The organism is Actinopolymorpha alba DSM 45243 (assembly GCF_000373925.1).
GTDB lineage: Bacteria > Actinomycetota > Actinomycetes > Propionibacteriales > Actinopolymorphaceae > Actinopolymorpha > Actinopolymorpha alba.
Genome location: NZ_KB892783.1, coordinates 1 through 13,245, shown reverse-complemented (window position 1 = coordinate 13,245; position 13,245 = coordinate 1). Strand labels below are relative to the sequence as shown.

The window sequence follows — 13,245 nt, the reverse complement described above, 5'->3', positions numbered from 1 at the left end:
CGCCGTGAAAGCCGTTGTCTACGACGCGCATGGCGAGGTCCCGGTGGTCCGTGAGCTGCCCGATCCCGTTCCGGACCCGGCCGGCGCCGTCATCCGGGTCGAGGCCACCGGCGTCTGCCGTAGCGACTGGCACGCCTGGATGGGACACGACCAGGTGCCGTTGCCCCACGTCGGCGGGCACGAGTTCGCCGGTGTCGTGACGGCGGTGGGGCCGCTGGTTGGTGGCTGGCAACCTGGCCAGCGGGTGACGGCACCGTTCGTCTGCGCCTGTGGCACCTGCGAGGAGTGCGCGAGCGGCAACCAGCAGGTCTGTGAACGCCAGACCCAACCAGGGTTCACTTATGGGGGTTCGTTCGCGGAGTACGTCGCGATCGATCATGCCGATGTCAACCTCGTCCTGCTCCCCGACGCGCTCGACTTCGTGACGGCCTCGGCGCTCGGATGCCGTTTCGGTACGGCGTTCCGCGCGGTCCTGCGTCAAGGTCGGGTTGCGGCGGGGGAGTGGGTCGCGGTCCATGGCTGCGGCGGCGCGGGACTGTCGGCGGTGATGATCGCGGCCGCGGCGGGAGCGCGGGTGGTCGCGGTCGACATCGCGCCCGCAGCACTCGAGCTGGCCCGGGAGTTCGGTGCCGTGGCGACTGTCGACGCATCCGTCGACGGCGATCCGGCGGCCGTCGTACGTGACCTCACCGGTGGTGGCGCGCACGTGTCCCTTGACTGTCTTGGACTTCCGGACACCTGCGCGGCGTCAGTGTCGAGCCTGCGCCGGCGCGGGCGGCACGTCCAGGTGGGCCTCATGCCGCTCGGTCCCGCGCCGGTCCCGATGGACCGCGTGATCGCCTTCGAACTCGAACTCCTCGGCAGCCACGGCCTGCAGGCGTACGAATACCCCACGATGCTGGGCATGGTGGAGAGCGGTCTGCTGCGGCCGGACCTGCTGGTACGCCAGCGGATCGGGCTCGACGGAATCCCCGCGGCCCTGGTCGCGATGGGGTCGCCGTCGCGGGCACCGGGCATTACGGTCGCGGTCACGGGCTGATCGTTTCGGTGCCTGGCCGGAGGGGAGCGGCTGGGGGAGACTGGGACGCATGGTTGGATCCCCGCACGCATCAGCGCGGCGCTCGTCAGCGCAGCTTGCGTCAGCGCAGTTCGCGAAGGAGACCGGCAGCCGCGGCGAGTTCGTCCGGCAGGGCAACAGGTTCACCAGCCGGATCACCGCCGACGGATCCTCCGGTTGGAAGGCCGAGCCGGGGAGGTACCGCCTGGTCTGGTCGCGCGCCTGCCCCTGGGCACATCGCGCCGTAATCGTGCGCGGCCTGCTGGGGTTGGAGGACGCCATCTCGCTCGCGACCGTCGACCCGATCCGGGACGAACGGGGCTGGCGGTTCAGCCTCGACCCTGGTGGCCGCGATCCGGTACTCGGGATCGAGTTTCTTGCCGAGGCGTATCTCGCGACCGATCCGGAGTACGACGGGCGGGTCACGGTGCCGTGCCTCGTCGACACCCGGACCGGTGCCGTCGTGACCAACGACTATCCGCAGATCACCTTGGACTTCTCGACCGAGTGGCGGGAATTCCACCGGCCCGGCGCGCCCGACCTTTATCCGGAGGACCTTCGCGAGGAAATCGGCCGCGTTGCCGACCTCATCTTCCGTGACGTCAACAACGGCGTTTACCGGTGCGGGTTCGCGACGACGCAGCGAGCCTATGAGGAGGCGTTTGACGCGCTCTTCGGTCGACTCGACTGGCTGGAGAATCTCCTGCGTGACCGGCGTTATCTCTGCGGCGACCGGCTCACCGAAGCCGACGTACGCCTCTTCACCACGCTGGTTCGGTTCGACGCCGTTTATCACGGCCATTTCAAGTGCAACCGGAACAAGCTGACGGAGTTTCCGGTGCTGTGGGCGTACGCGCGGGATCTTTTCCAGACTCCGGGGTTCGGTGAGACGGTCGACTTCGACCAGATCAAGCGACACTATTACCTCACCCACCACCGGATCAATCCCACCGGCATCGTCCCGAAGGGACCTGACCTTTCCGGCTGGACGACCAGACCAGACGCCTAGCCCGCACACATGATGCGGCTGGCGGTGGATTTCCCAGGCATTTCCGTCGCCTGGTCAACCACCGCCAGCCTGTCTGCACAACCTGGTCAATGTGGGTTGGGATGGGGAATGGCTCAGGGCGATTGGTCGCCTCCGGCCGCCGCATGTCAGAAAGCCGGCGTTTCCTCTTCCGGAATGATGATCCAGCCGGCGAGGTAGATCAGCGCGCCCGCGCCACCAAAGATCACCAGTGCCACCATCGCGAGCCGGATGATCACCGGATCGACATTGGCGTAGCGGGCGATACCACCACAGACACCGGCAATCATGCGGTCGTTCTTAGTACGGACAAGCTTCTTGGGAGTCGATGTTTCGTTCATGTCCTCAAGCCTCCTGTATCCGTTGACTCGCGACCATCCGGAACGCTCCTTACCGATCCCGGAGCCATACCCCGAGCGATCTCCGGGGACGCACTGGCGTCTCCCGCCAACGTGCTCATCGCCGCCGCCGGGTGCCGCCCCGAAGGGACGCCACGAGGCCAACGATTCCAGCGCCGATGAAGATGACGGGCACCAGCAGACCCAGGTCGCTCAGACGAAGCTCGCCGGACTCGACCAACCACCAGGCGAGCGCGATACCGCAGAAGACGACGCCCGCCACAAGCGAGGCGACGTTGACGGGGGTACGCCGCCGAGCCACGGGATGCCTAGCCACGCTCCACCGCCAATCGTCCGATGCCGACGTCAGCCTTGAGGGTGAGGACACCGCCGCCCGGCCCGTCAGCGCCATAGTCGACCGTGGACCGGGAGAGGTCAGGGCCGGACTCGGAATTACCAAACACCGTGAGGTCACCCACCCCCACGTCTCCGCTGAACCGCACGTCGACATGGGGCGGCACGATCACCGTCACGTCACCGGCGCCCATGTCGACCGACGTCGTGACGTTCTGCCTGTCCTGGAAGGGAACCGCTGACAGGTCGACCGACAGGCGACCGGTCGGATAGTCGTAGGTCGGCTCGATCCCCGCGACACTCACGGGTCGGACAGTCAGATCCACGCTCTCGTTCACGACGCGCTGGGCAACGCTCGCGGGGATGAGCGCGAGAGCGAGCAGGATGCCCACGGCGATGAGGCCGGCCGACCGCCCGAACCACGTGCCGACGATGAGGCCGAGACCGACGACCGCGAGCGCCACGGCGATGTACCCGGCCGCTGGAATGTCGGTGGCGCGTCCGCTGCTGGCGACGCCGAGACGGTCGATCATCGCCATCACGCTGAGGACTAGGAACGTCGTCACCATCGTGGCGAAGAAGAGGACGAAGCGGCGGCGCCGCGGCGCGGGAGCCGCCGACACCTCTGGGTCCCGCAGCGGCGTCCAGTCCTGGTCGCCGGGATCGGGTTGCGCCTCCAGGCCGAGCGGGTCCGGTTGGTTCCAGAACTCCGGCGGTGCTGGTAGGGCCGTTCGCCAGGACTCGGTCACGGGGCCGTGATCCGTGCCGCCCCCGCTTGTGGTCGTGACCAGACCCGGCCGTGGGACGTTGCCGGTGGTTCGAGGGCGAACGCCGGAGTGTGGCGCGGCACCGGGAGGAGGTGTGGGGAGGCCGGCGTGCGAGGGAAGTGGCGCGGTGGCGGGTTCCGGTGTCCCCTCAGCTGGCCGGGAGGTGTCGGCGGCCGGGTGCGGGCCGCCGGTCCCTTCGGTTGCGCGTGGGATCGGCATGGTCGCGGTGTCGCCGTGCCCGGAAGGGACCACCGAGGTCGCGCCGGCGCCGCCATGGAAGGGGAACGGCGAGGTCGCCGGGCCATCCGCCGGCCCCGCACCTGGTGGTGCCGCGCCCGGATCCGTGCCCGGTGTCCCGCCAGCCGGCCCCCTGTGCTCGGCGTTGCGACGAAGCAGCACCACCAGCCCGAGAACGCTGAGCACCAGCAGCGTCGGCACGTGCCAGGGGAGCCCCCACCAGGGCAGGCTCAGCACGAGGAGGCCGAGGACGACCAGGCCACCGACGAACACCGCGTTGTCGGGGCTGCCGTTGCGGCGCCGCCCGAGTTGTTGTTCGAGGATGGAGCGATCCGCGCCCTCGTCGGGAAGCAGCAGCCAGCCGCCGGCGTACAGCAGGATCCCCACGCCGCCAAAGAGCGCGAGCACCGCGAGCGCGACGCGCAGGACGACCGGATCGACGTTGAGCCGACGACCGAGTCCGCCACAGACGCCGGCGATGACCCGTCCGTCCCGCACGCGACGGAGTTGTCGGAGATCGGCGAGGATTCCATCAGCAAGGGCGCCCGGGCTCCGGGAAGGCTCACCCTGCTCTGGGCGTGGAGTGCGCTCAGACATACACCCGATCTTCCGTCGAGGGGCCGTGACCCGTCATCCGGGATGTCCCCGGGGTTCCCCTGGGCGGGGTTCGGGTGCGGCTCGGGGAGCGTCCTGGTGGCTGCGACGTGGTGTCTCATGTGACCATCGGAGGGGACAACGCCGCCCAACCGGCGGTGACAACGACCGAAAGCCTGGCCTACCGGCACGATACGCCACAGAGTGGAAGTCCTTGAGGAGGAAGCCATCTTCACCGACCCGAGTGCCGGCGCCGCCGGCACGCCCCCGGTCGCGGCAGCGAGGGACGACAGCGTCTCCCGCTGCTTTCGGCGTACCGACGGGAAGTGGATCGGTGGTGTCGCGAGCGGGCTCGCCGAGCATCTCGGACTGCAGCCGCTGCACGTGCGCCTGGCGTTCGTGGCGCTGACCGCGGCGGGTGGGTTCGGCCTCCTTCTGTACGCCGCCCTCTGGGTGGTGCTTCCGCAGGACACCAGAGCGGCTGCCTCTGCCCAGCCGGCCGGGATCACGGCCGCCACCCGCAAAGGTCTGCGTACCGAGCGCCCTCGCCGGCGACGGCGCCAGGACACCGGACAGCTGATCTCGATCGCGGTCCTGGCCATCGGCGTCATCTCGATGTACCCCCATCTGGGTGGGGTCTCGGCGCAGGTGTTCTGGCCGCTGGTCCTTGGCGGCGGCGGGCTGGCGCTGCTGTGGCGGCAGGCGGACGAGTCCCAGCGAACTCGCTGGACGTCCTCGGCGCCCATGCGGTTCAAGTGGCTGTGGCCGCTGTTCACGACCGGTGGCTGGGTGTCCGTACTCCGGTCCGTGGTCGGCCTCGGGTTGATCGTGGTCGCGCTGTCGTGGGGGCTCGCCTCCATGGGCGGCATCAGTGAGGTCAACGCGGCCCTGCTGGCGGTCCTCGGTGCGGGCATCGGGGTCGGCCTGATCGTCGGGCCCTGGGCCTGGCGGCTGGCTGGCGACCTGTCAGAGGAACGCCGGGAGCGGATCCGGTCGCAGGAACGCGCCGACATGGCGGCCCACCTGCATGATTCGGTACTCCAGACGCTCGCGCTGATCCAGAAGCAGGCTCATGACCAGCGGGCCGTCGTACGCCTCGCGCGGGCCCAGGAGCGCGACCTGCGGCAATGGCTGTACGGCGAGGAGAACGACGCCGACGCGACCCTGCGAAGCGAGCTGCGCCGGGCGGCCGCCGAGGTCGAGGACCAGCATGGGACGCCGGTCGAGGTGGTGATGGTGGGTGACGCCCCGATGGACACCGCGCTGGTGGCCGTCGTGCGCGCGGCCCGCGAGGCGATGGTCAACGCGGCGAAGCACTCCGGCGCTCCTAAGATCGACGTGTATGCGGAGGTCGAGGCGGGTCGGATCGATGTGTTCGTCCGTGACCGGGGTGCCGGTTTCGATCCCGACCAGGTGGGTGATGACCGGCTCGGTGTGCGTCGCAGCATTTATGAGCGGATGGAACGCCACGGGGGCAAGGCCGACATCCGCAGCGCGCCGGGTGAGGGTACTGAGGTCCGCCTCACCGTCGACCGGAGCGGCTCGGGGACGAGCGAGGAACGAGCGAGGAGCCGAACGCGACCATGAGGATGGGGCGGCGGCGAGCGAGGAACGAGCGAGGAGCCGAACGCGACCATGAGGATGGGGCGGCGGCGAGCGAGGAACGAGCGAGGAGCCGAACGCGACCATGAGGATGGGGCGGCGGCGAGCGAGGAACGAGCGAGGAGCCGAACGCGACCATGAGGATGGGGCGGCGGCGAGCGAGGGGCCGAACGCGACCATGAACCCGACCATCTTCGCGGTCGGCTGGCGAGAGGAAGATTCCGTGACCATCAATTCTGACAGCCGGCGTCGGGTCGTCCTTGTCGACGATCATGCGATGTTCCGGACCGGTGTGCGTACCGAAATCGGCGCGGCCGTGGACATCGTGGGTGAGGCTGGCGACGTCGATGAGGCGGTCAAGGTGATCCTCGAGACGAAGCCGGAGGTCGTGCTGCTCGACGTCCACCTTCCGGGCGGGGGTGGCGCGGAGGTGTGCCGCCGGGTCCTGGCCGCGGATCCGGACGTGCGGTTCCTGGCGCTGAGCGTGTCTGACGCGCCCGAGGACGTGATCGGTGTGATCCGGGCGGGCGCGCGCGGTTATGTGACCAAGACGATCACGGGTGAGGAGATCGTCGATGGGGTCCGCCGGATCGCGGACGGGGACGCGGTCTTTTCGCCGCGGCTGGCGGGGTTCGTGCTGGACGCGTTCGCGGGTGCGGTCGACCCGGGCAGCATCGACGAGGAGCTGGACCGGCTGACGCAACGCGAGAGGGAGGTGCTCCGCCTCATCGCCCGCGGCTACGCGTACAAGGAAGTGGCGAAGGAGCTCTTCATCTCCGTCAAGACGGTGGAGACGCACGTGTCGTCGGTGTTGCGCAAGCTGCAGCTGTCCAACCGCTACGAGCTGACCCGCTGGGCGACGGATCGCCGCCTGGTCTGACGGGCCAGCCGCAGGGTCCGAACCCACGATCGCTATCATCAACCCAGATCATTACTACTTCGCGTAGTAGCAATTCGGATTATGGTGACCCGCCGGGTCTGGGAGGCGTGCCGTCGTGGAGTTCGTTCGCCAGTTGCTCCTGTTCGTCCACTTCATCGGACTTGCCAGCCTGCTTGGCGGGCTTCTCTTTCAGATGAAGGGGCCCGAACGCCGGATTAACAGCGGGATCCTGCACGGCGCCCTGACACAGGTGGTGTCGGGCGTCCTGCTGGTCGGCGTTCTCCAGGGACTCGACGACCCGGTCAACAACGCGAAGGTCGGCGTGAAGCTCGTCGTCGTCCTTGTCATCACGGCTCTGGCCTGGCTCAACCGCAAGAAGCCGACGATCCCGTCGGGGCTGTTCGTCGGGCTGACCGCCCTGGCGATGCTGAACGTCGGCATCGCGGTCTTCTGGCGCTGATCAGCCGGTTGGTACGACGAAGAAGCTTTCGGCGAGCCGCCCCTCCGGTAGCCCAGCCTCGCGCGCACCCCGGGTGAGCCAGTCGCGCACCCGGGGAGCGAGCTGGTCGGGCTGCGGGTGCTGGCTCTTGTGGGCAAGGAGCGCCGCGATCTTGCGGTCGAAGGTGTCGGTCACGTCCACGGCATGGTTGGACGTGGGGTGGGCGGACAGCCAGACCTCCCGGACCGTCCAGGGCTCGAGGCCGGCGGCGGCGAGTCCGGGGAACGCGAACGGATTACGGGCCGCCGGGTAGACCGCCCGGATCGCCGCCTCGCCCGCGGCCAGGTGGTCGGGGTGGCTTCGAGGGAGCAGGGCCCAGTCGCGTTCGGGGCTCTGGATGATCATCCGGTCGGGGCGTACCTCCCGGATCACCGCGGTGAGCGCGCTGACGAGCTCGAGACTGGGCTCGAGTTCGCCGTCAACCAGGCCGAGGAAGCGGACGTCGCGCACTCCCACCTGAGCGGCGGCCTCCTCCTGTTCCGCCCGCCGGATGCGGGGGATCTCGGAGCGGGGGAGGTCGAGGTCGAATCCTCCCGCCTGGCCGTCAGTGCACACGCAGTAGACGACCTGGATACCGGCGTCGGTGAAGCGCGCGACGGTGCCGGCCGCGCCGAAGTCGATGTCGTCAGGATGCGCGGTGACGGCGAGCACCCGGGAGATCTCTGAGTCTGGGAGTACGTCGTACATCACCGGAGGAACCTACCTGACCCCGCCGGGATCCGGCCGGCTTGCCTCTGTAGGCGACGGCACCGCGGGCCGCGCTCAAGTCCCACCCATCCTGCTCGGGCGCAGCGGCGTTGGTACCAACGCGAGTCTGTAGCCGACCCCGCGGACGGAGGTCACCGTCAACTGCCCGGTCACGCGACTGAGCCGCTGCCGTAGCCGCTTGACGGCCGAGACGACGGCATCGGCGTCACCGATGTACGGGCGCTGCCATACGGCCCGGGTGAGGTCGGCGAAGCTCCACACCCGGCCGCCGTCACGAGCCAGGGTGGCGAGCAGGTCGAACTGCCGGGCCGAGAGTTCGATGGGACGGCCGCGCCAGGACACCTCCCGGAGGTTCTCCTCCAGGCGGAGTGGCCCGAACTCCACCACCCGGTCCGGCTTCCTGGCCTGGGCGCGCGGTGCGTCGCGTCGGCTGGTGAGCATGCGGACGGCGCTCTCGGCATCAGCGACCACGAGAACGGCGGCGTCACTCCCGACGTTCGCGACAACCGTCGAGGAGACGTCCGTACCGAGACCGATGCAGAGGATCAGTCCGGTCGGCGGAGCCGGCGATTCGGGATTGCTGTCGAGCGCAGAGTCAAACAACGGTCCACCCCCCATGGGCGCTACCGTCACCCGCCGCGCGGAGGACGGTCCGAGTAACTTTCGGACAACTCCCCGTAACCGAAGGATTCTGACACGCAAGATCGTCTGATGAAAGAGGGCGACGTCACCTGTAACACAGCTGGACACGGCCGTTTACGTATCTGGTTGAGCGCCTCGCCGACTTGTGGGCGCTTCCCGGTCTGCCGGCCCTGAACTGCCCTTCGACCGACCACGCCGCGCCCTGTCCGGCCCGCCGGTTTCGGAGTTCTCTCACTGCCAGGAACCCTTGTCGCCCGCCGACCGAGACCCGGAAGGCGGGCTTTCGCAGGTCCTTCGAGGAGGGAACGTGTTCAGACGAAGGGACCGAGGTAGCGCCAGCCCACCAATGGCGACGGCGCGACGGTTCAGGAGAACGCTCGGATCCGTTGCCATGTCGGCGTTGGCGTTGACGTTGACCGCAGGGATGCTGTCACCGTCCAACGCCGTCGCGGGGGAGGCCCCGCAGGCCAAGGCATCGATCGAGAAGTCGCTACAAAACAAGCTCGACAGCAAAGGCACCGCCGACCTCTGGGTCGTGTTCGACGAGAAGGCCGACCTCACCAAGGCTTCCGCCGTCAAGGACTGGACCGCGCGCGGTGACGCCGTGGTCAAGGCCCTGCAGGCCACCGCCAGTGAGAGTCAGGCGAAGGCCAAGGAGACGTTGAAGGCCGCCGGGGCGAGCTTCACGCCGTACTGGGCCTCCAACCGGATCCTCGTACGTGACGCCACCGAGGCGCTCACGGACAAGCTGGCCGCGCTGCCAGGCGTCAGCAAGGTCGCCGCGACGCGGACCTGGGCGATCGATCCGCCGGCCAAGGGCAAGGCGGAAAAGGAAGTGAACGCCGTCGAGTGGGGTATCGCGGCGATCAACGCGGACGACGTGTGGGGGCAGTACGACGTTCGTGGTGAAGGGATCACGGTCGCCAGCGTCGACAGCGGCGTGCAGTTCGACCACCCGGCGGTGGTCGGCAAGTACCGCGGCAACCAGGGCAACGGGACGTTCGACCACAACTACAACTGGTTCGACCCGTCTCGCGTGTGCGGCAACCCCTCGCTCGCGCCCTGCGACAACAACAGCCACGGGACCCACACGATGGGCACCATGGTCGGTGACGACGGAGGCAGCAACCAGATCGGTGTGGCGCCGGGCGCCCGCTGGATCGCGGCGAAGGGCTGCGAGTCCAACGGCTGCTCCGACACCGCGCTGCTCGCCTCCGGCCAGTGGATGCTCGCGCCGACAGACCTCAACGGTCAGAACCCGCGGGCGGACCTGCGTCCCAACATCGTCAACAACTCCTGGGGCGCGTCCAACGGGTCGGCGGTCGACCCGTGGTACGACGACATCGTGACCGGCTGGACCGCGTCCGGCATCTTCGGCATCTTCTCCAACGGCAACGCGGGTCCTGGATGTGACACGGCCGGCTCGCCGGCCGACTCGCCGTTCGCCTACGGTGTCGGCGCGTTCAACTCCGGCGGGGCGATCGCCAGCTTCTCCAGCCGGGGTCCGGGTGCCAACAACCTGATCCGCCCGAACGTCTCGGCGCCGGGTGTGAACGTCCGGTCGTCGGTGCCCACCAACGGCTACGCCAACTTCGACGGAACGTCGATGGCCGCGCCACACGTCGCCGGCGCAGTCGCGCTGGTCTGGTCGGCGGCGCCCGCACTGGTCGGCGACATCGAGGCGACGCGGACTCTCCTCAACGAGACCGCGGTGGATGTCAGCGACCTCACCTGTGGTGGAACAGCGGGCAACAACAACGTCTGGGGTGAGGGCAAGGTCGATGCCCTCGCGGCGGTGACGGCCGCGCCCCGCGGTGACACCGGTGTCCTGACCGGCACCATCACCGACGCGGGTGACGGCGACCCGATCGCCGGCGCGAAGGTGGACCTGGAAGGGCCGCTCAACCGGTCCACGACGACCGGACCTGACGGCACTTACAGCCTCACCCTGTCGGTCGGTGACTACTCGATCGACGTACACGCGTTCGGCTACACGGACGCTTCTGGTACGGCGACCGTCACCACGGGCGAGACGACCACGAAGGACTTCGCGCTCGTCGCTGCCCCGTCGTACGGCGTCACCGGCACGATCGCCGACGCGCGGGGACAGCCGGTCTCCGGTGTCAAGGTGAGCGTCGAGGGCACACCGATTCCGCCGGTCACCACCAACGCGGAGGGCGCGTACGCCTTCGAGTCGGTGCCGGCTGGTTCGTACACCCTCAAGGCGACAGCGTCGGGGTGTCTTGCGGCGCAGAGCAAGGACGTCGTGGTCGACGCGGCGAAGGTGGTCGACTTCGCGCTCGCCGACCGGACCGACAACTACGGCTACCGGTGCGTGGTGGAGCCGTCGGCCTACGTCGAAGGTGACACCGCCTTGTCGCTCAGCGGCGATGACGCCAGCGCCGTGGTCGACCTGCCCTTCCCAGTGGTGTTCTACGGGCAGAGCTACAGCCGGCTGAACGCCTCGACCAACGGCCACCTGAGCTTCACGGCGGCATCCACGTCGTACGCGAACTCGCCGATCCCGTCGACGACGCCACCGAACGGTGCGATCTATCCGTTCTGGGACGACCTCCTCATCGACGCCAGCGCGAAGCTCTACACCAAGGCGATCGGCCAGGCACCCAACCGGTCGTTCGTCCTGGAGTGGCGCAACGCGCTGATCTATGGCACGCAAGGCCGGGTTGACGCCGAGGTGGTCCTGAAGGAGAACGGCGACATCGTCCTGGCGTGGCGCAACATCGATCCCGCGCTGCCGGCCGAGCAGGGCCTGTCGGCGACCGCGGGCATCGAGAACCCCACCGGCACAGACGCTCTGCAGTACTCCCACAACTCGGCGGTCCTGTCGGATTCGGCCGCGGTCAGGTTCACCCTGCCGCCGAACGGATTCGTCAAGGGCACCGTGACGGACAAGAACGACGGCAACCCGGTCGCCAACGCGACGGTCAAGGTGACCGAGGGCGACACGACCGTGCGCGAGCTCAAGACGGGCGCGGACGGGACCTACCTCGGTCAGGTCTGGGTTGGTTCCTACACGCTCACGGTGGAGGCGCGGAACTACACCACGTCCTCCAGCGCGGTCTCGGTCGCGGACGGACAGACCGTGACCAAGAACTTCGCCCTCACGACCGCGCGGGCCGAGCTCGACGTCCCGGAACCGCTGAAGTGGGTCCTGCCGGAAGGGAACAAGCAGGAGGTCAAGATCCCCCTGTCCAACACGGGTTCGGCGAACCTCGAATTTGAGGTCGCCGAAAGCGGAGGCGGCCGGGTGACGGCGACGACGCCCCAGCAGTCCGCGACGCTGGCCGCCAAGGCCGACCCGAACGCCCTGACCGCGAAGGAGCGCTACTCCTCCTCCGTGGCGGCCGCCGCCGTACCCCAGGCACCAGGTGATGTCCTGGCGTCCTGGCCCGCGCAGGGTCTCTCACCCGCGTGGGGCGTCGGCTACGCCGGGACGGTGTGGATCTCCGACCCCAACACCAAGCGCAACCACGAGTTCAGCACCGCCGGTGCGGCGACCGGCCGGACGTGGAACGCGTCGTGGGCGGGGACGTGGAACGCCGACATGGCCTACGACAGCCGGCGTGGCCAGATGTGCCAGGTCAACGTGGGTGGCGACAACGGCATCTACTGCTGGGACCAGGCGACGGGCACGGTGTCGTACAAGCTCACCGGCTCGCCGTGGGCGGGCATCTCCCAGCGGGGTCTTGCCTACCGGGCCGACGATGACTCGTTCTACATCGCCGGCTGGAACCAGGACGTCATCTACCACGTGGCGGGAGCATCGCACGCCACTCCGGGCGCGACCCTCGGGCAGTGCGCGGCGTCCGCCGGCACCGCCGTCGCGGGGCTGGCCTACAACAACACCGCCGGTGTGCTGTGGGTGACCACGAACACGCCGACGAGCCCCATCCTGCAGCTCAACCCGGCCACCTGCGAGGTGATCTCGTCGTTCGGGTTCCCCGAGCAGGAGCAGTACGCCGGAGCGGGCGCGGAGTTGGACAGTGCGGGCAACCTGTGGGTGACCTCTCAGGTGACCAACACCGCGTACCTCATCGAAACCGGGGTTCCGGAGTCGTCTGACGTGCCGTGGCTGTCGGTCGCACCGGCGAGCGGCACCATCGCGCCGGGCGGCTCCAAGGAGCTCACGGTCACGGTGGACACGACCGGCCTGGCCGCGGGCGTGTACCGCGCGAACCTGCTCGTGCAGACCAACAGCGGACGGCAGCCGAATCTCCAGGTCCCGGTCGAGATCGTGGTGGCCGGTTACTGGAAGGGCGTGGACGTTGGCGGTGCGGCCTACACCGACACTAAGCTTGTTGTTTAACCTTTTTGGTTGGTCGCTGTGGTGACTGGTGTGTCCGTTTTGGTGATCTTCCCGACGTGGCGTACGACGGCGCGTTGCTTGTTGGGTGAGTTGGGGGGACGGCCTGGGCCAGGGTGGGAGGGTTTCGGGACGCCGGCCGGAAGCACCATGGTCGGGCGGATGTTGCGAAATCCTCGACGGGTCTGGGCGGGGGTGAGCCGGCGGGGATCGCGG

Annotated in this window: 11 protein-coding genes and 1 pseudogene; 6 read left to right on the top strand and 6 right to left on the bottom strand. The window is 68.7% G+C overall.

Going from position 1 to position 13,245, the window contains the following annotated elements; all coding sequences use genetic code 11:
• The first annotated feature begins 4 nt into the window (after positions 1 to 4).
• Positions 5 to 1,039, top strand: coding sequence for a zinc-dependent alcohol dehydrogenase family protein (locus B141_RS0128380; protein ID WP_020578576.1), 1,035 nt, complete (start codon positions 5 to 7; stop codon positions 1,037 to 1,039).
• 49 nt (positions 1,040 to 1,088) lie between these two features.
• Entirely contained in the window at positions 1,089 to 2,066 is a 978-nt protein-coding gene (locus B141_RS0128375) for a glutathione S-transferase family protein (RefSeq protein ID WP_020578575.1), read from the top strand.
• A 146-nt stretch (positions 2,067 to 2,212) separates the two neighbouring features.
• Here the strand turns inward: B141_RS0128375 and B141_RS0128370 are convergent, their stop codons facing one another.
• The 3 genes from B141_RS0128370 to B141_RS0128360 all read right to left on the bottom strand — a co-directional run bounded on the left by B141_RS0128370 (position 2,213) and on the right by B141_RS0128360 (position 4,377).
• Positions 2,213 to 2,425: a PspC domain-containing protein gene (locus tag B141_RS0128370; RefSeq protein WP_020578574.1), complete on the bottom strand. Its 213-nt coding sequence runs from the start codon at positions 2,423 to 2,425 to the stop codon at positions 2,213 to 2,215.
• A 115-nt stretch (positions 2,426 to 2,540) separates the two neighbouring features.
• Positions 2,541 to 2,759 (bottom strand): hypothetical protein, encoded by a 219-nt coding sequence (locus tag B141_RS0128365; RefSeq protein ID WP_157181365.1) that lies wholly within the window; start codon positions 2,757 to 2,759, stop codon positions 2,541 to 2,543.
• On the bottom strand, positions 2,752 to 4,377 hold the full coding sequence (locus tag B141_RS0128360; RefSeq protein ID WP_084678581.1) for a PspC domain-containing protein: 1,626 nt from the start codon (positions 4,375 to 4,377) through the stop codon (positions 2,752 to 2,754). Before B141_RS0128360 ends, B141_RS0128365 begins: the two co-directional genes overlap by 8 nt.
• A 201-nt stretch (positions 4,378 to 4,578) precedes the next feature.
• Between B141_RS0128360 and B141_RS0128355 the strand changes: the two genes are divergently transcribed.
• From B141_RS0128355 to B141_RS0128345, 3 genes are all read left to right on the top strand, one after another.
• Entirely contained in the window at positions 4,579 to 5,961 is a 1,383-nt protein-coding gene (locus tag B141_RS0128355) for an ATP-binding protein (protein WP_020578571.1), read from the top strand.
• A gap of 106 nt (positions 5,962 to 6,067) precedes the next feature.
• On the top strand, positions 6,068 to 6,856 hold the full coding sequence (locus B141_RS0128350; RefSeq protein WP_020578570.1) for a LuxR C-terminal-related transcriptional regulator: 789 nt from the start codon (positions 6,068 to 6,070) through the stop codon (positions 6,854 to 6,856).
• A 115-nt stretch (positions 6,857 to 6,971) separates the two neighbouring features.
• Positions 6,972 to 7,316, top strand: a complete 345-nt coding sequence (locus B141_RS0128345; protein WP_020578569.1) for a hypothetical protein — start codon at positions 6,972 to 6,974, stop codon at positions 7,314 to 7,316.
• Here B141_RS0128345 and B141_RS0128340 read toward each other — a convergent pair whose 3' ends face one another.
• Both B141_RS0128340 and B141_RS46265 read right to left on the bottom strand, forming a co-directional pair.
• Positions 7,317 to 8,042, bottom strand: coding sequence for a PIG-L deacetylase family protein (locus tag B141_RS0128340; RefSeq protein ID WP_020578568.1), 726 nt, complete (start codon positions 8,040 to 8,042; stop codon positions 7,317 to 7,319). It lies immediately after the preceding gene.
• Between the two features lie 75 nt (positions 8,043 to 8,117).
• On the bottom strand, positions 8,118 to 8,681 hold the full coding sequence (locus tag B141_RS46265; RefSeq protein ID WP_020578567.1) for a winged helix-turn-helix domain-containing protein: 564 nt from the start codon (positions 8,679 to 8,681) through the stop codon (positions 8,118 to 8,120).
• 331 nt (positions 8,682 to 9,012) lie between these two features.
• Between B141_RS46265 and B141_RS43295 the strand changes: the two genes are divergently transcribed.
• Entirely contained in the window at positions 9,013 to 13,032 is a 4,020-nt protein-coding gene (locus B141_RS43295; RefSeq protein ID WP_157181363.1) for a carboxypeptidase regulatory-like domain-containing protein, read from the top strand.
• On the opposite strand, the pseudogene B141_RS51785 reads toward B141_RS43295, so the two are convergent.
• Positions 13,029 to 13,245: pseudogene (locus B141_RS51785) on the bottom strand (NF041680 family putative transposase); the annotation flags it as partial. The gene B141_RS43295 and the pseudogene B141_RS51785 overlap by 4 nt on opposite strands.

What these genes read in the sequence shown, in the direction of transcription:
- B141_RS0128360 (WP_084678581.1), bottom strand. Translation starts at nt 4,377, where the DNA reads ATGTCTGAGCGCACTCCACGCCCAGAGCAGGGTGAGCCTTCCCGGAGC.
- B141_RS0128340 (WP_020578568.1), bottom strand. Translation starts at nt 8,042, where the DNA reads ATGTACGACGTACTCCCAGACTCAGAGATCTCCCGGGTGCTCGCCGTC.
- B141_RS0128370 (WP_020578574.1), bottom strand. Translation starts at nt 2,425, where the DNA reads ATGAACGAAACATCGACTCCCAAGAAGCTTGTCCGTACTAAGAACGAC.
- B141_RS0128375 (WP_020578575.1), top strand. Translation starts at nt 1,089, where the DNA reads ATGGTTGGATCCCCGCACGCATCAGCGCGGCGCTCGTCAGCGCAGCTT.
- B141_RS46265 (WP_020578567.1), bottom strand. Translation starts at nt 8,681, where the DNA reads ATGGGGGGTGGACCGTTGTTTGACTCTGCGCTCGACAGCAATCCCGAA.
- B141_RS0128350 (WP_020578570.1), top strand. Translation starts at nt 6,068, where the DNA reads ATGGGGCGGCGGCGAGCGAGGAACGAGCGAGGAGCCGAACGCGACCAT.